The sequence below is a fragment of the Syntrophorhabdaceae bacterium genome (assembly GCA_036504895.1).
In the GTDB taxonomy this organism is placed as follows: Bacteria; Desulfobacterota; Syntrophorhabdia; order Syntrophorhabdales; family Syntrophorhabdaceae; genus PNOM01.
In genome coordinates, this window is sequence record DASXUJ010000123.1 from 1 (window position 1) to 22,861 (window position 22,861).

The 22,861-nt window shown below is 54.0% G+C and carries 22 protein-coding genes; 15 read left to right on the forward strand and 7 right to left on the reverse strand.

What is annotated here, in order from left to right:
- Nucleotides 1-174: 174 nt before the first annotated feature.
- Nucleotides 175-942 carry a hypothetical protein gene (locus VGJ94_17520; GenBank protein HEY3278419.1) on the forward strand — a complete coding sequence of 256 codons (768 nt, stop codon included), beginning with the start codon at nt 175-177 and terminating at the stop codon, nt 940-942.
- Here the strand turns inward: VGJ94_17520 and VGJ94_17525 are convergent.
- Entirely contained in the window at nt 937-2,439 is a 1,503-nt protein-coding gene (locus tag VGJ94_17525) for a pentapeptide repeat-containing protein (protein ID HEY3278420.1), read from the reverse strand. The two genes, VGJ94_17520 and VGJ94_17525, sit on opposite strands and share 6 nt — an antisense overlap.
- A 250-nt stretch (nt 2,440-2,689) precedes the next feature.
- On the opposite strand from VGJ94_17525, the gene VGJ94_17530 reads away from it, so the two are divergent.
- The 3 genes from VGJ94_17530 (at nt 2,690) to VGJ94_17540 (ending at nt 5,853) form a co-directional block, all read left to right on the forward strand.
- On the forward strand, nt 2,690-3,241 hold the full coding sequence (locus tag VGJ94_17530; protein ID HEY3278421.1) for a hypothetical protein: 552 nt from the start codon (nt 2,690-2,692) through the stop codon (nt 3,239-3,241).
- Nucleotides 3,242-3,355: 114 nt separating this feature from the next.
- The gene (locus VGJ94_17535; GenBank protein ID HEY3278422.1) at nt 3,356-4,591 is read left to right on the forward strand and encodes a glucose-1-phosphate adenylyltransferase family protein; all 1,236 of its coding nucleotides are present in this window, start codon (nt 3,356-3,358) and stop codon (nt 4,589-4,591) included.
- Entirely contained in the window at nt 4,588-5,853 is a 1,266-nt protein-coding gene (locus tag VGJ94_17540) for a sugar phosphate nucleotidyltransferase (GenBank protein ID HEY3278423.1), read from the forward strand. The genes VGJ94_17535 and VGJ94_17540 overlap by 4 nt, the downstream gene beginning before the upstream one ends.
- Nucleotides 5,854-5,856: 3 nt before the next feature.
- Here VGJ94_17540 and VGJ94_17545 read toward each other — a convergent pair whose 3' ends face one another.
- From VGJ94_17545 to VGJ94_17555, 3 genes are all read right to left on the reverse strand, one after another.
- On the reverse strand, nt 5,857-7,626 hold the full coding sequence (locus VGJ94_17545; GenBank protein ID HEY3278424.1) for an ABC transporter ATP-binding protein/permease: 1,770 nt from the start codon (nt 7,624-7,626) through the stop codon (nt 5,857-5,859).
- 127 nt (nt 7,627-7,753) lie between these two features.
- On the reverse strand, nt 7,754-9,556 hold the full coding sequence (locus VGJ94_17550) for an ABC transporter ATP-binding protein (GenBank protein HEY3278425.1): 1,803 nt from the start codon (nt 9,554-9,556) through the stop codon (nt 7,754-7,756).
- Nucleotides 9,557-9,982: 426 nt separating this feature from the next.
- On the reverse strand, nt 9,983-10,636 hold the full coding sequence (locus VGJ94_17555; protein HEY3278426.1) for a TMEM175 family protein: 654 nt from the start codon (nt 10,634-10,636) through the stop codon (nt 9,983-9,985).
- A 259-nt stretch (nt 10,637-10,895) separates the two neighbouring features.
- Here VGJ94_17555 and VGJ94_17560 point away from each other — a divergent pair, with 259 nt between their 5' ends.
- Together VGJ94_17560 and VGJ94_17565 are read left to right on the forward strand one after the other, a co-directional pair.
- The gene (locus VGJ94_17560) at nt 10,896-12,605 is read left to right on the forward strand and encodes a hemerythrin domain-containing protein (protein HEY3278427.1); all 1,710 of its coding nucleotides are present in this window, start codon (nt 10,896-10,898) and stop codon (nt 12,603-12,605) included.
- 312 nt (nt 12,606-12,917) lie between these two features.
- Entirely contained in the window at nt 12,918-13,376 is a 459-nt protein-coding gene (locus VGJ94_17565; protein HEY3278428.1) for a cache domain-containing protein, read from the forward strand.
- Nucleotides 13,377-13,470: 94 nt separating this feature from the next.
- Here the strand turns inward: VGJ94_17565 and VGJ94_17570 are convergent, their stop codons facing one another.
- Nucleotides 13,471-14,430 (reverse strand): hypothetical protein, encoded by a 960-nt coding sequence (locus VGJ94_17570; protein ID HEY3278429.1) that lies wholly within the window; start codon nt 14,428-14,430, stop codon nt 13,471-13,473.
- Between the two features lie 226 nt (nt 14,431-14,656).
- Here VGJ94_17570 and VGJ94_17575 point away from each other — a divergent pair, with 226 nt between their 5' ends.
- Nucleotides 14,657-14,974 (forward strand): YceK/YidQ family lipoprotein, encoded by a 318-nt coding sequence (locus VGJ94_17575; protein HEY3278430.1) that lies wholly within the window; start codon nt 14,657-14,659, stop codon nt 14,972-14,974.
- Nucleotides 14,975-14,989: 15 nt separating this feature from the next.
- Here the strand turns inward: VGJ94_17575 and VGJ94_17580 are convergent, their stop codons facing one another.
- The gene (locus tag VGJ94_17580; GenBank protein HEY3278431.1) at nt 14,990-15,769 is read right to left on the reverse strand and encodes a YqaJ viral recombinase family protein; all 780 of its coding nucleotides are present in this window, start codon (nt 15,767-15,769) and stop codon (nt 14,990-14,992) included.
- Nucleotides 15,770-15,904: 135 nt separating this feature from the next.
- On the opposite strand from VGJ94_17580, the gene VGJ94_17585 reads away from it, so the two are divergent.
- The 6 genes from VGJ94_17585 (at nt 15,905) to queD (ending at nt 20,485) form a co-directional block, all read left to right on the forward strand.
- Nucleotides 15,905-16,660, forward strand: a complete 756-nt coding sequence (locus VGJ94_17585; GenBank protein ID HEY3278432.1) for a hypothetical protein — start codon at nt 15,905-15,907, stop codon at nt 16,658-16,660.
- A 149-nt stretch (nt 16,661-16,809) separates the two neighbouring features.
- Nucleotides 16,810-17,100: a co-chaperone GroES gene (gene groES, locus VGJ94_17590; protein HEY3278433.1), complete on the forward strand. Its 291-nt coding sequence runs from the start codon at nt 16,810-16,812 to the stop codon at nt 17,098-17,100.
- Nucleotides 17,101-17,116: 16 nt separating this feature from the next.
- The gene (gene groL / locus VGJ94_17595; protein HEY3278434.1) at nt 17,117-18,766 is read left to right on the forward strand and encodes a chaperonin GroEL; all 1,650 of its coding nucleotides are present in this window, start codon (nt 17,117-17,119) and stop codon (nt 18,764-18,766) included.
- A gap of 388 nt (nt 18,767-19,154) precedes the next feature.
- Nucleotides 19,155-19,403 carry a hypothetical protein gene (locus VGJ94_17600; protein ID HEY3278435.1) on the forward strand — a complete coding sequence of 83 codons (249 nt, stop codon included), beginning with the start codon at nt 19,155-19,157 and terminating at the stop codon, nt 19,401-19,403.
- A 69-nt stretch (nt 19,404-19,472) separates the two neighbouring features.
- Complete coding sequence (queE, locus tag VGJ94_17605) at nt 19,473-20,114, forward strand: 7-carboxy-7-deazaguanine synthase (protein HEY3278436.1); 642 nt, start codon at nt 19,473-19,475, stop codon at nt 20,112-20,114.
- 8 nt (nt 20,115-20,122) lie between these two features.
- A complete protein-coding gene (gene queD, locus VGJ94_17610; GenBank protein HEY3278437.1) occupies nt 20,123-20,485 on the forward strand; it encodes a 6-carboxytetrahydropterin synthase QueD in 363 nt (120 codons plus the stop codon).
- A 44-nt stretch (nt 20,486-20,529) separates the two neighbouring features.
- On the opposite strand, the gene VGJ94_17615 is transcribed toward queD, so the two are convergent.
- Entirely contained in the window at nt 20,530-21,021 is a 492-nt protein-coding gene (locus VGJ94_17615; protein HEY3278438.1) for a hypothetical protein, read from the reverse strand.
- A gap of 222 nt (nt 21,022-21,243) precedes the next feature.
- Between VGJ94_17615 and VGJ94_17620 the strand changes: the two genes are divergently transcribed.
- Together VGJ94_17620 and VGJ94_17625 are read left to right on the forward strand one after the other, a co-directional pair.
- Complete coding sequence (locus tag VGJ94_17620) at nt 21,244-21,711, forward strand: hypothetical protein (protein ID HEY3278439.1); 468 nt, start codon at nt 21,244-21,246, stop codon at nt 21,709-21,711.
- A 284-nt stretch (nt 21,712-21,995) separates the two neighbouring features.
- Nucleotides 21,996-22,580: a hypothetical protein gene (locus tag VGJ94_17625; protein ID HEY3278440.1), complete on the forward strand. Its 585-nt coding sequence runs from the start codon at nt 21,996-21,998 to the stop codon at nt 22,578-22,580.
- Nucleotides 22,581-22,861 lie beyond the last annotated feature (281 nt).

The following is a 22,861-nucleotide window of genomic DNA, read 5'->3' on the forward strand; positions in this document are numbered from 1 at the left end:
AAAGATAATCGACAATAACGTCACACGGGTCGTCAACGCCGGGAACGGGGAGGCGATCCGGGCCCGGGATGGCTCTTGCCCTCCGCATTTTGCTGTTGCCATTGTCTCTTATTCATACTACTATTTCGTGAGATTGAAACGCCTCCTAAAGAATGACGATCTGAAGGCTCTGTTTTGACCACCAGGGAAGAAGAAAAGGGTTATAACGTAAAAAAACGGGCGGATGACCTGTTAGCGGAAATGGAGAAGACCATGGAGCAGAAGGTCCATGGGGCCCCACGGGCCGGGGCGGACACCGGACCTCCTTCGACCGGGAAGTGGCGGTCTTTTTTCAGTCGGAAGACGGACCCCGTCGAACGGGAAGCCGCCCTTGTCTTCCAGAGGGTTGCACTCACCGTGGTGATCACCCTCACCCTTTACGTGGTTGGATTCGGCTATTTCTGGGTCCTTCTCGTGGTGCTCATACTTTACGGTATTTTTTGGGTGAACAACGGCCGGCTGAAAAAAAGGGACCTGGCGGAACAGCTCAAACCGGCCCAGATGTTCTCCGTGGGTACCTATATCGGGGGACTCGACAGGGTCCGCCAATCCCTGCTGAAAGTGGAATGCCTTATCACGGACTCCTATTTTGTCTTTGTATGTCAGGACGGAGAGGAGCTGGGCCAGATCCCCCGGGACTCGGTCAACAGGGTCGGGGTAAAGGAAGGAGACAAGATCCTGCAGCATCTGCCGATTATGCGAATGGTAAGCCTGGGACTCAGCTCGCTCGTGGGCATGAGAAAAAGGATGAAGCATCCCTACCATCTGCTGATTGACTGGACCCCTGAACCGGGAAGGCGCAGATATACCGTATTCGAATTCACCGGCCCCCAGGCAGCCAGGGATGCATATCAGGCCGTTAATATCCTATATCGTAACCTTAAAACAAAACAGCCCCTATAGTGAAGTGAATGCCTTCTCTTCAGGCGGGCCTTCTTCTGCGGGTACTCCTTCCCCCTTTTCACGAGAGACTTCGTCCTTCCCCTGCGTCCCCCTCCGTGCTTCGGCCGGCAGGATCACGCTTTCCCGTAAAGAGGCGACGGCATGCCGGCTGTCCGTGTAGCTGAAAAGAGGTAAAACCCAGGGAAATTTTTTCGGCGACTCGAAAGGACGGCCCTCCCTCGAAGATCCCTGTGAAATCAGCTGGACCGGCACGGTTGACAGGTACGGCAGGACGTCTGCCAGCTCGATGGGGATACCCCCGGTCTCCGTAATGTCTCCGACTACGAACCGGGACATGCGGGCCAGGAGGGAGACGGTTTCTTTAAGGTCGTAATTCTCCCGTCCCTCGAGGTCCACGAGCACGGGGGTATAATTCAGTCCCCCCAGCTCTCTCCGGAGGGCATGGGCGATCATCCGCCGTTCCCTCGTGAATTTCCCCAGGATAAGCACCACGTTCGAAAAAACCGCATCAACCATCCTCCTCGCCCGGGGACGATAAAGAAAGAGGCTGAGGAGTTCGGCGGCCTCGAGATCATCCACGGCAACTATGGGCCGACCCTTTGGAGCAATGATAAGATTCGATTGCCAGGCGTCCTCAAGGATCACGTCGGCCACGATAATCCCATGGATCAGGCAGTCTTTGAGCCTCGCCCCCGTGAGGTTCACGTGTATGAGACGACAATGGCTCAGGTCCGCCCCGGTAAGGTCCGCCCCGCTCAAATCGGCACCCGTAAGGTCCGCCCCGGTAAGATTGATTTCAGTGAGATTGAAGGAGCTGAGATCGCAACCCCTGAGATCGCAACCCCTGAGATCGCAACCCTTAAGATCGATCCCACGGAGGTTGGCCTCATGGAGGTCGGCGCCCTTCAATTTTGCTTCGCCCAGATCGCAGGCGCTGAGGTCGAGGCCGCTTAAATTAGCATTCCCGAGGTCTGCGCTGCCCAGTCCGGTCCCGGTGAGATCGGCAAACCGCAAAGAAACCTCCCGAAGGTTGGCTCCATGCAGATTTGCACCCGCAAGATTGGCCCCGGTGAGATCGATGGCGCTGAAATCGAGCCCCCTCAGGTTCGCATCATGAAGGTCGGCCCAGGCGAGATGGCCCCCTGATATGTTTGCGCTCGTAAGGTTAAGTCCCGAGAGCCGTGCGCCGCTGAGGTTGGCGTCCCTGAGATCGAGACCTCCTACGTGGGCCCCCACAAGGCCGACGCCCACGAGATTGGCGCCCTTGAGGTTCGCACCGGTGAGACGGGCTTCCGCGAGATCGGCCCCCCTGAGATCGGCCCCCGTAAGATCGGCCCCCCTGAGAAACGCGCCGTCAAGGCAGACGCCCGCGAGGTCCGCTTCCCGCAGGTACGCCCATGTAAGATGGGCTCCTGTGAGGTCCCATCTTCCCTTGATCATGGGACCTTCGACCACTCCGATCTGAAGGAGTCTCTCCCACGTCTCTTTCTTATCCATTAAAAGGAATTATATCAATGAGGGAGGTAAGGAATCAACGGGAATCGCGTCTTCGGAGGCTCCAAATGATAATACCCTGATATTATAGGAATTTATGATCATTGTTGTTTTTAAAGAAATGCCATTATGCCTTTACGTGCGGCGCAAGGGGGCCTCGGGATGGCCTATCGGGGAAATTTATTCTTATTTTGACCCTGACTGGTTCATTTTTTTTACCTTATAACCTTATGTTATAGGTTATAATAGAAAAATGTTCAGAAAGAGAAGAAGAAAACCTCGCCCCACCGATGGAACCCCGCAGGAAGCGCCGGTTTCCGCACCAGGTTCTGTCCAGGGCGCTCCCGCGCCTGCAGCACAGCGCGTCGCGCCGAAAGCCAAGGCCTCTCCTCCCCCTGTAAATGAGGCGTTCAAAAATGCCATTGAAAAGGCTGCCGAAAGGGTGAAAACCGAGCTTGCTTCAAAGGGTAAGATCGAAACCATGGTCTTTTTTGCCCATGAGGACGGCAATATGAAGGTGGCTAACCTCGTGACGCGGGACGGACAGCAAAGGGAGGTGCTCATACGGAGAATCAAGGAAAAGGCGTTGGCAGAGAACGCCTTTGCCGTGATGGTCCTTAACGAGACGGATTCCAAGAAACATAAAGTCGTCCTCACCGCGGTTACCCCCGGAGCCAAAGCCGCCGTCCACCTGGATTATACCTATGACGCCAAGGCCAAAAGCGTCACCTCGTGGGAAATGAGGTGGCTCCACCAGCCCCTCCAAAATCCCTTCATCGACGGCATCTTCGACGGCAAGAGCTAAATACAATCCCTTTTTTAAATTCAATATTCCCAGGGACTGCAGTCTGGAATATTCATATGGACTGTCGTACATTTATGTAAGTAACCCGGAGCTTCGGGAGGAAAGGATCTAAAGATGAAAGACGTACTGGCGCTTATCCTCGCAGGCGGCAGGGTGGACGACCTGGGGGTGCTCACCTTTTTCAGACCAAAATCCGTGATGCCCTTCGGCGGCCTTTATCGCGTCATCGACTTTGCCATGAGCAACCTCTCCCGCTCCGGCATAGAGAAGGTGGGCATTCTTTCCCAATATCGCCACCTCCATCTCATGCAGCACATCGCCAACGGCATGCCGTGGGATATGGTAGGGAGAAACAGGTTTGCCACCGTCCTTCCCCCTTTTCAGGGCCCTCACGAATCGAAGTGGTATCGCGGAACCGCGGATGCCGTGTACCAGAACCTTCATTTTATCGAGCAGAACAAGACAGAGCTGGTAATCATCCTTTCGGGCGACCACGTCTACAGTATGGATTACGGGAAGCTCATCGATTTTCACCTTGAAACGAAAGCCGACCTTACCATGGCGTTTACGAAAATTCCGGAGCACGGCGCGAATCGCTTCGGTATCGGCCATATCCGCGATGAAGACCCGAGGGGCGGCAGGGTGCTCCACTACGTTGAAAAGCCTGAGAAGCCGCCCTACGAATGGGCATCACTGACCATCTTCGTGATTGAGCCGCGCCTGCTCGTCAAGGTCCTCGAAGCGAACGCCTTGAGAGAGTCCCATGAGTTCGGTAAAGATATCATACCGGAGTTGGTGAAGGGGAAAAAAGTGTATGGCTACAAGCATGAAGGTTACTGGGGCTATACCCGCACATTCCGGGAATACTGGGACACCAGCATGGAGCTCGTGCGGCCCCACCCGAAGATAGACCTCAAATCATGGCAGATTATCACGAACCTCGAGCACAGTAATATTCGCGACGGTCAGCCGGCCCTGGTCGGCCGGGAGGCCTCGATCCATAATTCTCTTTTTTACTCCGGCTGTCATATAGGAGGGACCGTGAGGAATTCCATACTCTTTCCCGGATCGAGGGTGGCCGATGGGGCAATCGTGGAAGATTCCATACTCTTTTTCGGGGCTACCGTGGAAAGAGACGCCCAGGTGAGGGGTGTGATTGCCGATACGGGCGCGGTAATCGGCAAGGGAACCGAGATCGGGGGTAACCCTCCCGAGGAGCTTACCATTATCGGGAGGGAGGCCTCTATCCCGGCCAAACTGAAGATCTCCCACGGGGTGACGGTCTATCCGGGTGTCGTGCAAAAACATTTTCATAAGGTCAAGTACGGGCCGGGAGAAATAATCACATGAGAGATACGATCACCATGCTTCTGGCGGGCGGCGTGGGAAGCAGGCTCAATATTCTCGTGAGCAGGAGGGCAAAACCTGCGGTGCCCTTCGGGGGCATCTACCGGATCATCGATTTTACCCTGAGCAACATCGCCAATTCAGGGCTCACAAGGGTCGCCGTCCTTACTCAGTACAAACCCCTTTCCCTGATGGACCATATCGGCAACGGCTCATCATGGGACCTGACGGGCCGCACCCGGAGCATCCGGATCCTCCCCCCCAAAACGGGCGAGACCGACTGGGACTGGTACAGGGGCACGGCCGATGCGGTGAGGCAGAACATCGAATTCCTGGGCTCCGGAAATGATTACAAGGACGTCCTGATCCTCTCGGGAGATCATGTGTATGCCATGGATTACCGGTTGCTGATTGAGTTCCATCGCGAGAGGGCAGCCAAGGTGACGATCGGGATGATCGAAGTCCCCTGGATCGAGACGCCGAACTTCGGGATCGGCATTATCGACAGCGAGTCGAGGATCATCGATTGGGAGGAAAAACCGAAGAAGGCCCGGTCCAACCTTGCCTCCATGGGGATCTATGTCTTTGACAGGGATTACCTTCTGAAAATGCTCAAAAGGACCAAGGAAGAAGACTTCGGACACCACATCATCCCCAATGCCATGAAAGAGGGTAGTGTCTATGCCTACCTTTTCACCGATTACTGGCGCGATGTGGGTACGGTCCAGGCCTATTGGGACGCGAACATGGACCTCCTGGACCCGAATTCACCCCTCGAACCGGAAGCCTGGAGAACCAGAACGAATGTAATCGGCGAGGAGATCTCTTTCGACCGGCCCCCCATATGCGTCACCTCGGGCGCCGAAGTGTCTGAATCGGCCATATCCCCGGGCTGCGTGATCGAGGGCAGGGTGGAGCATTCCGTGCTCTCACCGGGGGTGCTGATTGCGCCCGGAGCAATGGTAAAGGATTCCGTGATCATGCATGACACGGTCATCAAAGAGGGCGCCCGGCTGTACCGCTGTATCGTCGACAAGCACGTAATCATAGGAAGGAAATGCACTATCGGTATGGGTGACGCGGGAAAGGCCAATGCCGAATTTCCCGAGCAGCTCAATTCCGGTCTGACCCTCGTGGGGAGGCGTGCGGAAGTCCCGGATAAGGTCCAGGTAGGGACCAATTGTATCCTCTATCCCGAAATAAAAAGGGCCGATTTCGAAGGTCCGGTAATAGAGGACGGCTCGGTGGTCAAGAAACTCTCCTGATTCTTATTCATGCCCCGCCAACCTCTGATGAAAGGCCGCAGCCGAAACCAGCCTCCAACGACCTTCCCCTTTTAATTCGAGCACATAATCGTGATGGCCGATGAGGGTTGGCCTGTGGCCCACGCTGACGTAGGTGGTCCCCGCTTTTTTGAGAAGGGTGTAGAGATGGGTTTCATTCCGGACGTCAAGGGCGCTCGTGGCCTCGTCGAGAAAGGCATAAGGGGGGGCCGACAAAAGGAGGCGCGCGAATGCGAGACGCTGCTGTTCACCCAGGGAGAGCAGATGGCCCCAATCCATCTGGGAATCGAACCCTCCGACCCTTTCGGCGAGGTTTTCGAGCCTCACTCTGTTCAATATCTCGGAAAGCTCTTCCTTTTTGATCTTGCGGGTGAGGTGCGGGTAGAGGAGCTGTTCCCTCAGAGAGCCCAAAATCATGTAGGGGCTCTGGGGGAGGAAGAGCATGTCCCCGAGCGGCGGTCGTATGACCCGGCCCGTTCCGGACGTCCATAATCCCGCCAGGGCCCGGAGCAAAGAGCTTTTGCCCGCACCGCTCGCGCCCATGATCAACAGGCTGCCGCGGGTTGGAACGGAAAGGGAAAGGTCTTCAAAGAGGGTATGGCCGTAGTTGGGCGTCTTCAGGGTCATATGCTCCACGGCAAGACGAGGTTCCTCGATTGATTCGATGGTAGGCAATATTCCTGTGATCTCGTCTCGCCTGATGCCCGCTATGGCATCGGAAAAGGCCTTGAGACGGGCGATGCCGGCGGCAAAGGCGCCGATCTGTTCGAATTGGGAGACCACGATCGACAGGGCGCTCAATACCTGGGAAAAGGCCCCTGCCGCCTGGGTGATGACGCCGAATTTTATCTGTCCGTTGAAGTAGAGGGGGGCTATGACCGCATAGGGGATTACGAATATGAGATACTCGTAGGCCCTTGCCACAAACCCGAGATTCCTTTGCCACCCGATGAGGAGGTTCAGATTCGCCACCGCGTTGCGGAGGCGATGCCTTACCTGGGAAGCTTCCCTCTCCTCCCCCTGATAAAAAGCGATCGATTCGGCATTATCCCTCGTATGGACGAGGCCGTACCTGAGATCGGCCTCTTTTCTCAGTTGCAGGAAGTTCAGGTTGATCAGTTTCTTGCCGAAGAGCATGGTCAGGGCGGTGCCTACCGTGGCATAGATGGTGAGCACGATTACGAGACGCGTCGAAATCGACCACAGAATACCTACAAAAGTAAAAAACTGGACCACCGAGAAGAAGAGGAGGGAAAGGAATTCAAGGCTTTGGAGGGTAAAGGACGAAATATCCTGCGAGATTCGCTGGTCGGGGTTATCGATCTTGCCTTCCTGGTCGATACGGTAATAAGCCCGGTTGGCGAAATACCGGGAAATGAAATAGTTTGTGAGCCATAGCCGCCAGTTGACTCCGAGTTTTCTGATCACATATGAGAAGAAGGCTGCCACCGGGGTGGCCACGATGAAAACCCCGATGTAGATGGTCATGTTGCGGTAAAACTCGCTCAAATTCTTCTCGGCCAGGGCCGTCATGAAATCCCTGCCCACGAAGTTGAGAGTGATATTCATGCCTGAAAAGGCAAAGAGAAAGACCAAAAGAAGCCCCAGGACGCCGCGGGCCTTCCATTTTTCATCCGAGAACCAATAGAGTTTTGCGATCCCCCAGAACCCTTTCCAAAGCTGCCAATCAAAAATGTTTATTGCGGGAGCCGCTTTGGAAGACGGCGACAGTGGGTTCTCATCCGGGCCCATCATCGCCTCACCTTAAGCTCTGAACCGGTATAGGGGGGAATCCTTTTTTGCCTCGCGCCTCCCGTACCATCTCATTTTCCACCTCTTCACCGCCCATGGCCGGTGAGTGAAAGCAATCCTTCGGGCTCCTCTATCTGCCGAGCCTGCTCAAAGCAGACGCGGCCTCGTTGATATCCTCCTTCGCAAGACCAACGCCGTAAAGCCGGCTATACTGGCCTTCGACCTGTTGCAGAAGCTCCTCGTGCGAGCCTTGCTGGACCACTTCGCCCTGACAGAATACGGCGGCCCTGTCCGCGAGCATCACCGTCGACACCCGATGGGCGATGATTATGGTGGTGCGTCTCTGGATAAGCCGTTTAAGGGCCTGATGGATCAAGGTCTCGGAAACGGTGTCGAGGTTTGACGTAGATTCGTCGAGTACGAGTATGGGGGCGTTTTTCAAAAAGGCGCGGGCGATGGCAATCCGCTGTTTTTGACCTCCGGAAAGGCTCATGCCCCTCTCACCGATTTTGGTGTCCAATCCCTCCGGCAGCTCATCGATAAAGGATGCCGCGTTTGCAAGCTCGATCGCCTCGATCACGTCCTGCCGCGTGGCGCCCGGTTTTCCCAGTCGGATATTATCTTCAACGGAGCCGCTGAAGAGGGTCATGTCCTGTTGCACCACCGCGATCTGGGACCTGAGGGACGAGATATCCACCTCGCACACGTTCTGGCCGTCGATAGAAATCCTCCCTTCCCAGGGGTCGTGGAACCGGATCAGCAGCTTTATCATAGTCGATTTCCCCGACCCGCTCTCGCCGACCAGGGCGATGCTTTGCCCGGACGGGATCTCGAGGCGTACTCTTCTGATGACCGGCTGTTCCGGGCGATAGCCGAAGACGACATTGTCAAAGGAGATCCTCCCGCCGTGTACGATAAGCCTCGCCGAGGGATTCGCCTGGATCTCGGGCTTGGTATCGAGCAATTGGAACAGGCGGTCCATAGCCGCCCTCGCATTGGCGATCTGGATGTTTACCTCGCTAAGGCGGGTCAAGGGACCGTAAATCATCTCGAGATACGCGTAAAAGGCCATGAGAGAGCCGATCGTGAGGCTTCGGTCGAGCACCATGAGGCCGCCGACCCAGATCACGAGCACTGCGGGGATACGGGTCAGGGCAGTGGTGATGGCAAGGGAGATCCCGCGGGTCCGGATGTTTCTGTAGACCGCCTCGAGGTAGCCCTTGTACCGCTCGCAAAATCTCCCGAACTCAGCCTCTTCGAAGGTGAAGCTTTTTACGTCCGAGATCCCGGAAACCGTTTCGTGCAGGTCCCCCTCGATGAGCTCCATCCGCCTCCTCGATTCCCGGGCATTATCCCGCATCCTTCTCCCGGTGACGCTCTGCATGAGCAGATATAAAGGGAGGGAGCAATAGGCGACAAGGGCCAGTTTCCAGTTCATAAGGAAGACGACTACCGTAATGGTGGTAAGGGTGGTGACATCCATCAGGAAATTGGCCCCGGCGACGTTGATCACATCCTGGGCCATATTGACGTCCGTAATGAGCCGGGATGAGATGGCGCCGGTCTGGAACCTCTGAAAGAAGTCCATGGGCAGCCTCTGGAGGTGCTGGAAAAGGGATGACCGCAGAGTGAAGGTCATATGCTGGGCGAGCCGGTCTGTGACTAAGGTCCTGAAATAAGTGATCGCCGCCAGTGCCAGGAAAAGCAGCACCGCGGCCCCCATGAGCTGGTTAAAAGTGAGGCCCGCCGCGCTGGGCTTTCCCAGGAAAATATGGTCGATGAGGTCCTTGAGTATCCATGGGAAGGCGACGGGGATATTGTACTGGAAAATGCCAAGGACGACCGAGCTTGCAACCCGCCATCGGTACTCACGCATAGAACTTAAGAAGCGAATGAAATTCTTCATATCTTGTGAAGGCCTGAAAATTCCCATGCTTTCCACACTCCTTGCATCTGGCTTGTTGCCGGGCCGCCGGGTCCGCGCCTTCCGGTTCTTCTCATGCGCCTTCATTTGCCGGGATTGAACTTCGAGTAGAAAGCGTGGATCACTACATTATCCCCAAAAGGCTATCAGGGAGATCGGAGCAGGCTGATATCCGCCCGGATCTGTTTCAAAGCAGAATGCTTGGAAATGCCTTTTCAGCTCGTCTTTTTCGCTGTTTCCGACCCTTTCTCCCGTACCGCGCTAAATCCTCCACGGCGGTTGCATCAGTCAGCGGCTTTCGTTCAAATCTAGTCATCTATTCAACGGATGACAAGGCGGAACCCGATGGGGCTTTGGGCGGGTCAATTAAGGACGATCTGTCGCGCGCGAATGGCGGCGTGAGCACCTGATTTGAAAAACCGATTCCCTGCGTCTCTATGCAACTCCCTCTCCACTCACGCCTTTTCCCCTTCTGTAGGCCCACAGTCTGCTTATGGTGATGATGGCGAAGGGCGCCAGGAGAAAGGGTAATTGCCACCAGAAGGTGCCGATCATGGCGCCGCCCACAGAGAGAAGGGCCGCAACAGGCTGGACGAGGGATTCCACGATCAGCTCCTCCACGGTACCCGGCTTTATGGAGCGGTCGACGAGGCGGTCGTGGTGTGTGGCATAAAGCCAGTCGGCGCAGAAGAAGAGGCCCACGACAAAAACGATAATGCTGTAGAAGATGTGGACGGAAAAGGAATGGTCGAAGGCCACGGTGAGGGAGTTCGAGTAGGGCAGAAGACCCACGAGCATGAGGGTGATCAGGGTAAGCCACACGTGGACGGCATCGGACCGTCTGAAATGTTTACTCTGATTATAGTTGAAAAACCAGTAGAAGGCGATACTGAGAAAAGTGATGATATAGGCGACCAATGTGTCCAATTGGCCTATTATGTACCTCTTTATGTTCTCTTCCGTGGCCTTCATGCCTTCCGGAGGCTTTTCGATGAGAATTACCAGCAGGATCAGCGCGAGGGCAAAAATGCAATCCGTAAGGGTCTGAAGGCGCCTCAAGGATATTTCGGAGTCGGGGTCTGTTCTCAAATCAATTAACCCTTTCTGAGTTCATACGGGCACAGCCATATTCACACGGAACCCGGCAGCAGGCGTTCTGCGGGCGCCGCTCTCCCTTTCATTCTATTTTTCACGGTAATACTATATTCGATATCGCGGGTCCGCGCAACAGGCCCTTTCCGTGAATACAGATGCGCCATGAACGCGGATTGACAACCACCTCCGCCTTACTTATTGTCCCTTTAAGTGTGGAAATACGCATTTAAGCCACACGAAAAGGAGAAATGTCATGACGTTCAACCCCCTGAAAGAAAAAGGCTTACCAATGGAGAAGCAGGTGCGCAACTGGAGTGAGCTCGCCGGCCGCCCCTATGACAAGGAGGAGGTCGATCCCTATACCCGCTGTCGTGTAATCCTCATGAACGCCCTCGAAGTGGAAGCAGCGCTCTTCCTCCATGAGTTCAACCGGATGGAGAAGCGGACCGAGCTCAAGGAACAGCTCGCCTTTCAAAGGAGGATCGAGCAGCAGCAGCAGAAGGCAATAAGCGGGCTCATCCCCGGCAATGAGTCTATCCTCGAAAATACCATAGGCTACGAGCAGGTCGCCGTAGACCTTACCGCCTATCTCGCCCGCACCGTCACCGACCCTTACGTAAAGCAGGTCTTCGACTTCGGGCTTCTCGAGGACTTCGACCACCTCTACCGCTATTCCAACCTCATGGAGACCCTGGAAGGAAAGCAGGCCAATAAGCTCGTCCACGACTACACGGAGGTAATGCCGGGAAGACCCACCATAGTCGAGCACCGTCACCCTTTCGATTCTATAAGGGCTCCCATCGACCCGAAGAAGGCAGACTCCAAGGACCTCCTCTATATCCTCACCCTCGTCGCAGCAGAGCAGCAGACCATGAACTTCTACATGAACATGGCGAACCGCATCACCGACCCCGTCGGCAGGGGCCTCTATATCGAGATAGGGATGATCGAGGAGCAGCACGTCTCCCAGTATGAGAGCCTCCTCGACCCCCGGATGGACTCCTTCGAGATGATGGTCGTCCACGAGTATAACGAGTGCTACCTCTACCACTCCTTTATGGAAAAGGAGCTCGACCCCAGGATCAGAAAAATATGGGAGCTCCACCTGGATATGGAGCTCGGACACCTGAGGAACGCCGTGGAGCTCATGGGTAAATATACGAAGAAGGATGCGGAGGAACTCCTCCCGAAGCGCCTGCCCGCCCCCATCGTATTCGAGCCGAACATCAAATACGTACGGGACATCCTGGAGAGCCAGGTGAACCTGACGGCAGTGGGGATGGATTTCAAGCCGGTGGACCAGGTGGACAAGAATGACCGTTATTTTGAATACCAGAACGTGGTAAACGGGCACTGGGTGCCGAGTGAGGAGGTAATCGAAGAGCATATGGACAAATTCGGCGAAGACTACAGGCTCGATCTGACCGACGGGGAGCGCACCGGACGGGTTCGGCCGGCGGAGTATTACCGGATGAAGACACGGTCGAAGGATATCTTCGGCCTCCTCAACAAGGAGCACAACGAGGTAAAGATGCTGTTCCAAAAAATCAGGTTCGCGGCGGCGGGGAGGGACGCCCTGTTCTCCGAATTGGCCGAGAACCTCTCCCTTCACATGGAAGGGGAGGAACAACTGTTCTATCCGAGGCTCGAAGAAAGCGATGAGCTGAAGGACCTGGTGGTGAAAGGCTACGAGGAGCACGAAGAGGCAAGGACCATGTTGAACGACATGGTGAAAATACCGGTGGGCGAGAATGAATGGCTGGCCAGGATCGGTCTTCTCCACACCTCGGTGGAGCATCATATCGCGGATGAAGAAGGGGAGATCTTCATCAAGGCCCATAAAGAGATAGGCCCCGAAGAATCGGAGGAGATCGCAAGGAATTACCAGATGAAGGAGGAGATCGCGTTTCAGACTACGGCATGGATAAAGGAAAAGCACGATGTGCCCCATAAAACCGATTAGAAAGAAGAGATTCGGGAGTCGTTAAAAAGAACGAAGGCGACCGTCCGGCGTAAGAGAACATGGAGGCGGGACAAGGGCTCGACATATCACCGGTCCCGCCTCCGCCTCTATCGGTTCCCGCACTCATGCGAGCTCTCGGGAAATCCGTCGTAAGACATATGGAACCGACCGCACGATTCAGCGATGTTCTACACTATTGTTCATCCAGCAAAAGCTATTATAACAATAATTTATAAATCATGTTCGCTTAAGGGATCAGGTAATCCACCGATAAAAAATAAAGGCAGCAAAAATAAAAGATGGAGGGGATTTATGAAACGAATTATTACGGGTCTGGTTGTGATGATGGTGCTGGTCTTCTGTGCCGCTTTTATCTCGCAGGCTGCGACACAGGAGGAAGCAAAAGCCAATGTCGAAAAGGCGATGGCATTCTGGAAGGCAAACGGTAAAGATAAGGCCATTGCGGAATTCAATAACCCGAAAGGCCAGTTCACCAAAGGCGACATGTATATTCATGTCCAGGACTTCAGCGGCGTTATGCTTGCCAACGGAGGAAATCCGAAGCTCGTCGGTCAGAACCACCTGGAAGTCAAGGATGCCTCGGGAAAGACTTTCGTGAAGGAACAGATCGATACGGCAAAGACCAAAGGCAGCGGCTGGGTAAACTATATGTGGACGAACCCCTCGACCAAGAAAGTGCAGGCTAAAACGGCCTGGGTACAGAAGGTGGACGGGGAAAATATATTTATCGGTTGCGGCGTCTGGAAATAATCAGGAATAGGTATAAGAGCCCCACCTGAAAGGTTCCGGCGGGGCTCTTTATTTTTTCAATCCACTGCGCCTTCCTCGCTCCCGGTATAAACTCTCAAAAACGAAAGCCGACGCCCGCCACGAAGATATCGGAATCGCGGTTGTTGCTGGTGGTCACCCTGTTCCACGTGGCGCGTATCGCCCAATGGGAAAGAAAACGGAGGCTGCCGGTAGCGCCCACCACCCAATTCAATTTTGTGATGGTGCTGTCGCCGCTTCGGTCAAAGGCGAGATAAGGGCCGGCGCCGATCCCGAAAGAGAGGTGGTCGTTAAAAAAGCTCCGCCCCGCCCATATCTGGGATAGGGGACCTTGACGCGATGCGGGATAATCTTCGTTCAGCCATCCCACCGTTACATCGACGTGACGCCATAAGGTGCGTCGATACTCGGCAAGCAGGGCTGCTCCGGACCTGTCGCTCCGCTCGTTGAAGACCGAGGAGCCGACCTGGAGCGTGACCTCATTGAGAGTTTTCGGATCGACCTGGGGAGAGGCGCCCGTGAGCGGTCCCGGCGAAGGAGGTTTCTCGAGCTGATAGCCGATTCCGAGGGTCGCCACATAGGTATTGGCATTCTGTTTGGTCCAGATCCAGTTGCCCCGGGCCTGGAGGAGAAATCGTGCCCCCATGTAAAGGGTAGCCGAAAGGCTCGCCATGGCCCCCACGCCGTGCTCGTTCGAATAGCTTGTGTCCGTCGTCGACAGCACCGTATCATAGTAAAGATAAGGCCCTGCGCCCGCGGCCAGAGATACCCGCCTGCCAAGGACATTGACCCTTCCCCAGAGCTGCGGCGCAAGCCCGTCGCGCTTGTGGTTCGAGACGTGCCCTTCGTTCATGTACGTAATGCTCCACGCCGCGTGCTCACCCAGACCTTCGAGGTAGGTAGCTCCCCAGGCGTAGGATGACGTATCCGAGGAAGTCATAAAAGTGGTCCCGTTGTGATAAATCATTTCCTGAGCAAATACCGGTGCAGTTCCCGTGATGAACCAGAAAAGCAGGAAAAAAGCAGTTTTTCGCATTCCTCACCTCATTCAGCAAGAGTTCACTCCCATCGTCTCTTCAAGAACATATTTACAAAGGTGGAATTACAGGAGTGCGGCTGGATGAGCCGCGACCCCTTTATTACATTAATCACGGCGGCCCGTATATCAAGCGGGAGAATGAAGTCTTATTAAAAAAAGTTAATTTTCAGATTGACAACACGTCATGATCGCGGGAAAATTAAGAGGTGGTTACGGACCAGCTATGAAAAAGCCTTTTATCTTATTGCTGTTTTTATGTGCGACAGCCGCCACTGCCCCGGGATGTGCGACATTGGTCAGCCTCACGGAAGAGAATCAAAAGAATAAGGTGTTTTCCGGGACCAGAATGCATCTGGCGGACCTGGAATGCGCCCATGCCGCATGTGTCGATCTGCCGTTCTCACTCGTTGCCGACCTGGTGCTTCTCCCTTATACGATACCTAAAACATTGATGACCAGTCCTCCCGGAGAAAAAACCCCCGAAGCACAGAAAAAAGCAGCAGGAAAAGAACCAAAGACCGCCATGAAAGGAACAAAATAAATCCTCTAAAATTGGTTAAACTTGAGATTCAGACTGTTCCGGGTCCCCCTGAAGCTCTCTTCTTCTCTTGAGCTCCTGCCAGAATTTCTCTTCTGCTTCTATAAGCCTCTCTATATAAGGGTCATCCCGTTTTATGCAAAGATGGACTTCCGGCCGGTCCGGCATGTAACACCAGAAATCGATCTCGTCGAGTCCCGTGACGGCAAGAATATGCTGAAGCTGGCCCTGATAATAGGGCGGGACCTGACGTTTGGACGCGGCATGGCGGTACGTACTTTTTCCGCATTTGATCTCGATCACCGTGCTGCCGTCATGGGCAAGTCCGTCGAGGCTTGTCCTCAGCCACTCGTAGCGGGTGCTCACGAGGCATACGGGCCGGACTTTGATTCCCCTTACCCGCTCATAAGACTCCCTCGCCTCCGGCTCGAGCTCGTTCCCGCGACGCATGGCTTCGTTTGAGCCGAAGCTTAAGCCGCCGAGTTTCGCCTTGAGCAGCCATTCCGGTTTTTTCCAGGGATTTTCACCCATGATGACAGGCGCATCCGAGGCGCCGAGGCCCTGGTTCCGCCAGTCATGCCATGCCGCCGTACCCTGTACGAAATCGAGGATTTTATAGGGAAACTGAATCCACCGGGAGGCGCACTCAGGGCAGGTAATCGTGGATGCAGTGAGCCCGGCGGGGACCTGCAGAATTTGCCCGCAATGAGCGCACTCGACAACATTTACGGCAGCAGCATCCATCGCAATCTCCTCAACGGCCGGGCAATTACCACGTATTGTCTCGTCTCTGTTCATAGATTTTCTCCGGTTCATGTTAGCATAATTGAGGACTATATGCCATCGGCACTACCCAAGACCCCCTGCGCGCGACTTGCCGATCCGTCCACTCCTATGATATCCTTCTGCAACAACAGGAGGGAATGAATATTCATGAAATTTACCTATTACGGGGATCTGCTGGGCATCTCCGGCTATTACAGGCTCAATCCGAACGTGGCGAAGGATAAACTGAACCTCTTTTACGATATTACCTTCGAAAGCCTCTCGGAATATTGCCGCCGGAACGACCATGTCACGGTCGCAATGTTCAGCGATAGTCTGCTCCTCTATGGCGATGATATCCATGCCGCCCTGGAGCAGCTGCATTCCGTGTACGCGCGGTTAATCCACCAGGGGCTGCTCCTGAGGGGCGCCATCGTGAAAGGCGAGCTTCAATTTGAGCCTCGCCTCACTTTTGAGAATTATGAGAAAAGGCTGCCCCAGGACGACACCCTTGCAAGGGTAATGGGGCTCCAAAGCACCACGAAAGGTGCGCGGCTGTTGATCGAGAATCAACTCGCCGCGGAGCTGCTCGATCGATATCCCGAATGGCTTACCCAGGAAGGGTATGTCATGAGTTTCGGCAATACCCACTATGACAGCGTCCCCCAGGGTAGCATGCTCAGGAGGATATCGCCGACCCCGTCACAGGATACCTACGAATATCTCTATTTTTGGATCAACCCGGACCACAGGGCCTACCTGGGCCTGGACCATCCGGTCAGGGTCAGGGACCTGGAGATACTGAAGTCGATGACAAGTGAGTCCATCGGCCTACATTACAGGGAGACGATAGACCTCCTGAAACGATGCAAAATCCGCCAGAAAGTCACCGAAGAAAGACTGGGCTGCAAAATATCTCCCTAAGTTGCACGTTTAAAAGGACATAGCGCCTCTTCCCGAAAGATGAATAAATAATATTGCATTGACAATAGCCATTGCTATCCTTATACTTCTATTAGCAATCAATAATATCTATTGCTAACAACCAAAATTTGAGAAAGGAGCATGATACTATGAAAGTTAAACCATTGCAGGACCGGATTCTTATAAAGAGGATCGAGGAAGAAGCGAAGACGAAAGGGGGCATCATCATCCCCGACTCGGCAAAAGAAAAACCCCAGGAAGGTCTGGTCGTTGCAGTAGGCGACGGCAAGGTCCTTGACAACGGCCAGCGGGTCGCTCCCCAGGTCAAGGCAGGAGACAAGATCCTTTTCGGAAAATATTCCGGAACAGAGATCAAAGTTGACGGCGAAGAACATTTGATCGTAAGAGAAGACGACATTCTCGCGATCGTAGAAGGCTAGAAAGGAGGAAACAAAGATGGCAAAAGAAATATTATACGATCAGAAGGCGCGTGAGGCGCTTCTAAGGGGTGTGAATACACTCGCCGACGCAGTCAAAGTGACTCTCGGACCCAGAGGCAGAAACGTAATCCTCGAAAAATCTTTCGGTTCACCGAATGTGACAAAAGACGGCGTCACCGTGGCGAAAGAGATCGAGATCGAAGACAAGTTCGAGAACATGGGCGCCCAGATGCTTAAAGAAGTGGCAAGCAAGACAAGCGACGTGGCCGGCGACGGCACCACTACCGCCACCGTGCTCGCCCAGTCCATCTACAGGGAAGGGGCAAAGCTCGTGGCTGCAGGCAATAATCCCATGGAGCTGAAGAGGGGTATCGATAAGGCGGTTGAGGTCGTAATTGCAGAGCTCAAGAAGATCTCGAAACCGACGAAGGATCAGAAAGAGATCGCCCAGGTAGGCACCATCTCGGCGAACAATGACGATACCATCGGCAATATCATTGCCGAGGCCATGGCCAAGGTAGGCAAAGAAGGCGTGATCACCGTCGAGGAAGCGAAGAGCATGGAGACCACTCTCGATATCGTCGAGGGCATGCAGTTCGACAAGGGATACATCTCACCCTATTTCGTCACGAATCCCGAGAAAATGGAAGCCGTCCTCGACGAGCCCCTGATACTCATCAATGAGAAGAAAGTGAGCAGCATGAAAGACCTTCTCCCGATCCTGGAGCAGGTAGCCAAGATGGGAAGAACCCTGCTTATCATCTCCGAAGACGTGGAAGGCGAAGCCCTGGCCACACTCGTAGTCAATAAGCTGAGAGGGACCCTCAAGATCGCGGCCGTGAAAGCGCCCGGTTTCGGCGACAGAAGAAAGGCAATGCTCGAGGACATCGCAATCCTCACGGGCGGCCAGTTGATCTCCGAAGAGCTCGGCATCAAGCTCGAAACCATCTCCGTCAAGGACCTGGGCTCGGCAAAGAGGGTCGTGATCGATAAAGACAACACCACGATCGTCGACGGCGCAGGGGACAAGAAAGAGATCGAGGCGAGAGTAAGGCAGATCAGGGCCCAAATCGACGAGACCACCTCCGATTACGATCGGGAAAAACTTCAGGAAAGACTCGCGAAACTGGTAGGCGGAGTAGCCGTGATCAATGTGGGCGCCGCGACAGAGTCGGAAATGAAAGAGAAGAAAGCCCGCGTGGAAGATGCACTCAACGCGACAAAGGCCGCAGTGGAAGAAGGTATAATCCCCGGCGGCGGCGTTGCATTCTTGAGATGCCTCCCTGCCCTTGACGCGCTACAGCTTGAAGGCGAAAGGCAGTTCGGCGTGAAGATCGTGAAAAAGGCCCTGGAAGACCCGATCAGATGGATTGCCCAGAATGCAGGTCACGACGGCTCCATCATCATCGAGAAGGTAAAGAACGGCAAAGGCGGTTTCGGTTTTGACGCCTCAAAAGACGTATATGTTGACGATATGCAGGAAGCAGGCATCATCGACCCCACGAAGGTCGCGAGAACTGCCCTGCAGAATGCAGCCTCAGTCGCGGGACTCCTCCTCACGACCGATTGCATGATCGCCGAGAAGAAAGAAAAGGGCGGCGGCGGTATGCCCGGTATGCCTCCCGGCGGTATGGGCGGCATGGGCGGTATGGACGGTATGTACTAAGATTATCCTTTGGGGGGCTTCGGCCCCCCATTTTTTTTGCCTTGAATGCGAGACCTTCAGTTTCAGAGCGAACCTTTTTTTTCGCCGCAGATAAAACCGGATAAGGGCATCTTTGTCCAACCGGTGACACTACCGGTTGGACACTCTCCAGCCCGAAGGGCCGGGAGTATTTGCCCGGCCAAGGTCGGCCGGGCAAATCAGTCATTTTCTTTTCATCTGCTTTTATCCGGTTTGCTATGATAAAAGTCAACAACCTTTTTGGAGTCAGTCGGCTCCACCCTTATCTGCGGCTTATCTGCGGCTAAAGGGGTTTTGATCGTGACTGAAGGGGTACGACTCAATTTCCATTTACCTTGCTATGCTTGAGCGCTCATGCTATACTTACCCCATGACGAAAAAAAAGATAGCCACAGAAGTTAACCAGGCTGCCGATCCCGTAGTAGAGCCGGCCATCAAAGAACCCACAGAAGTTCAGCTTCCGGAAGAGCCGGTGAAAGAAAAAAATGCCGCCGCCGTTGCCCTGGGAAGGTTGGGAGGATTGAAGGGCGGCAAGGCGCGAGCGGAGAGGCTCGACCCGGAATACAGAAAGAAGATCGCCAAAAAGGCGGCTATGACCCGCTGGACTAAAGTGAAGTAAACAGGGAATGTCCGGAACCCTCAAGCAGTACCGCCCGAGACAACGAAAAAATCCTGGATTTTGAAGAGCATGCCATACAGGGTAAAAGAAATTTTCTATACATTGCAGGGTGAGGGACTGCACGCGGGTCGTCCCGCGGTGCTCTGTCGTTTCAGCGGGTGCAACCTATGGTCCGGCCGGGAGGTCGACCGGGGAAAGTCGATCTGCTCATTCTGCGACACTGACTTTGTGGGGACGGATGGAGCCGGCGGAGGCACTTTCCGGGACCCGGGGCAACTCGCCGCGGCAGTTGCCGCCATGTTTCCCCCGACGCGGCCGAGCCGGGTGCGACCCTTTGTCGTGTGCACGGGGGGAGAGCCGTTACTACAGCTCGATTCGGCCTTGGTTCGAAGCTTTCATGAATCGGGATTCGAGGTAGCCATAGAGACAAACGGGACTTGTGCGGCTCCGGATAATATTGATTGGATATGTGTCAGTCCAAAGGGGGACGCCCAACTGGCCCTGAAATCGGGCCACGAACTGAAGCTGCTTTTCCCGCAGAAGAACGCCATGCCGGAAACATTCGAGTCTCTTGAGTTTCAGTACTTCTTCCTCCAGCCCATAGATGGGCCGGACCTGGACAATCACACTGCCCGGGCGGTTGAATATTGCCTTAACCACCCTCAATGGAGACTCAGCCTGCAAACTCATAAATTGATCGATATCCGATGAGGCAGAATATGGTCATATTCAAATCCTTTACCTTAGACATGGCTCACAGGTTGCCCAATGTCCCTGCAGGCCATAAATGCGGCAACATCCACGGACACACTTTTACCGTCAAAATCTACGTGCGCGGACCCATTCACGAGCAATTTGGCTGGATAATGGATTTCGCCGATCTCGCTGCCGCCTTCGAACCCCTTCGAGCTCAGCTCGACCACTGCTATCTCAACGATATAGAGGGGCTGGAGAATCCCACCTCCGAGCATTTGGCGAAATGGATATGGGACCGCCTGAAACCTTCCCTGCCAATTCTATGCAAAATAGTAGTCCAGGAGAGCCCCCATTCCGGGTGCATCTACTCCGGGGAAGAGGAGTGACATCCAAAGTATCGTTCCGGCCTCGCCACGAAGGCTTTCCCGGTTTAGTCGGCTATGGGGGTCCGGGATAGTATGTGCAACTCCTTGTATGACGGGTAATCTCCGCCTTCGTCACCGAAAATTCTATACCCCTTGACGAGGATTCTCATTCCCTTTTTCAAAAAGGTTTTATCGGGGTGGGCAAGGTGAAGCACGATCATTGCCGGCATTCCCTCACCATTAAAATCACGTGGTATCGACCAACCATAAAAGGACCACATGTTTTCGAGTGCATCAACGGTCAAGCCCGAATAACCCGCCAGCGTCACCCTGAACCGTGCCGGCATCACCCGGTCAACCCCGGCGGAACCCGTCATATGGGGTATCGCCTTTATCTTTGTCTCCGGTATCCATGTCGCCTCGACTATCGTGCCCTCGATATCGATAGGGCCCGCAACGGGAGCCGGTGCGGCCGTAAGGAGGGTAGGGATGCATAAAAAGCACAATTGAACCCCCAGGAGGATCAAGAGCGTAAAAAGTCGCTGACCTACAGACATAATCTGCCTCCAAACCACGTGATGGTATATACTGGTTGAACCATAACATAAACGGAAAGTTTTAAAAACTGAAACACTTCTACCATCGGCCGGCAGTTGCCCGTTAAGTTGCCCCACTGTGCCCTTATCACGACTTTTCTTTGAGTCTTCCCGAGAATGAAAATCCATTTGACAATCATGTTTATTCACGTGAGAATGAAAAAAGGAGACTATAAACCGGCCATGATCAGAACCCTCTTTTCCCTATTTTTATGTGTGGCAGTCGCCACCGCTCAAACCCGCAAATTGTCCATGAAGCTTATTCCTCTGGGCATCGCCGTCGCCGGCATGATGGTATTCTGCTTCTTCTCGTTTTCTGCAGGCGAGGCTGCTGATCCGCTTGACAAACATGACGGTAATCCTATAAAGAAGGAAATTAATATTTCAAAGGAGCGTGAGCTCCAAACCGAAGTGGACAAGGGGCACCAGCCGTGGCGCCTCAACCCTGTTGACGCAGCGTTTTCCGAGGTGGGCGCCGGCGACCGCAAGGTGATTCATGAAAGCTGTGAACTCGTAATGCAAACATCGTCGGAAGCACTAGTACGCTGCACGGGAACTCATATCTATCTCGTGCAGCTCAAACAGCTGGTGAAGCCCAACGGGATATGGTCAACAATATCTATCCAGGTGGAAAAAAGGAACATCCGGTAGAAGGGCATCAGGCGCCCACCTTTTCTACTCCCGGGATAAACTTCCCCTCCGCCTGCTCCGGGCCTGGATCCAGGACGCTCCCGGCTTACTCGCTCTCTCTTCAACCACGGCCATAAGATACCAATAGGAACCTGTCGGCAGAGGGGATAGCCAAATCCGACATACATAAAACGCGGAATTCACTCAAATTTTACCGGGGGTTATGGCGGAACAGAGGGAGAATGCTGATTTTCCTGTTTCGTGTATTATATAGAATATAGAATGCCAAATCGATAGGGGGAGACATGGATGAGAAAGGATTTACCAAGCGGATTTCGGACACTTTTGGTGAAGTGCTGCCTATCCTGGAGAATGCGAGAAAAGGCTTAGTCATGGAAAAAGGGGCCATGATAGAGGAAAGCATCGCCAGGTTCAGAGAACTGCTCAAGTCGCGCGTTGCGTTTTCGGAGGCAATTATCGCGAAAAAGGAAAAAGACGAGGCGGAAATCAGATATGTGAGCATGATTACCCCCCTTCAAGTCGCTGCCCTATCTATAGAGAACGTGATGGAGAAAATGGCGATCAAGGTAGAGGCGAAGATTCCTTTCACCCCGAATGCCCTGAAGGAGTTACGTTCGCTGCAGCTCCTCGTGTATTCCCAATTGACGGATGCAAAGGATTACGTGATCAGCGGGGATCCTCAACTGAAGGAGAACATTCGGAAGAGTATGGAAGAGATCAAGAGACTGGCCGGTGAGTATGAACTGATCCATCAGGAGAGATTGATAATGGGGATTTGTATGCCAAAGGCGTCCTATCTCTATATCGACATAACCGATTCTCTGAAAAGGGCAGCCCGCGCTATGGTCGACTTTTCGGAAAAAGTATAACGATCTGGGCAAAGTCAGGGAAATCCCCTTACTTTGTCACTTTCCTTTCTCCTCTTCCCATGACATACTCTCTCCATGCCCAGAAGATCACGGATAGATACTCAGAGGGGGATACACGGTTTTGCGACTACGCCACAATTAAAGTGAAGAAGTAAAGGGCGTCACCCTCGGTTACCCTATGGGGGGCGCGAGAAGTGTCCCGTATTCAATTGTCAAAGAGCAGTGCTTCCGCCGCGGCCCATGGAGCGGACACTTTTGTGCCTCTTGTGACTCAACCATGG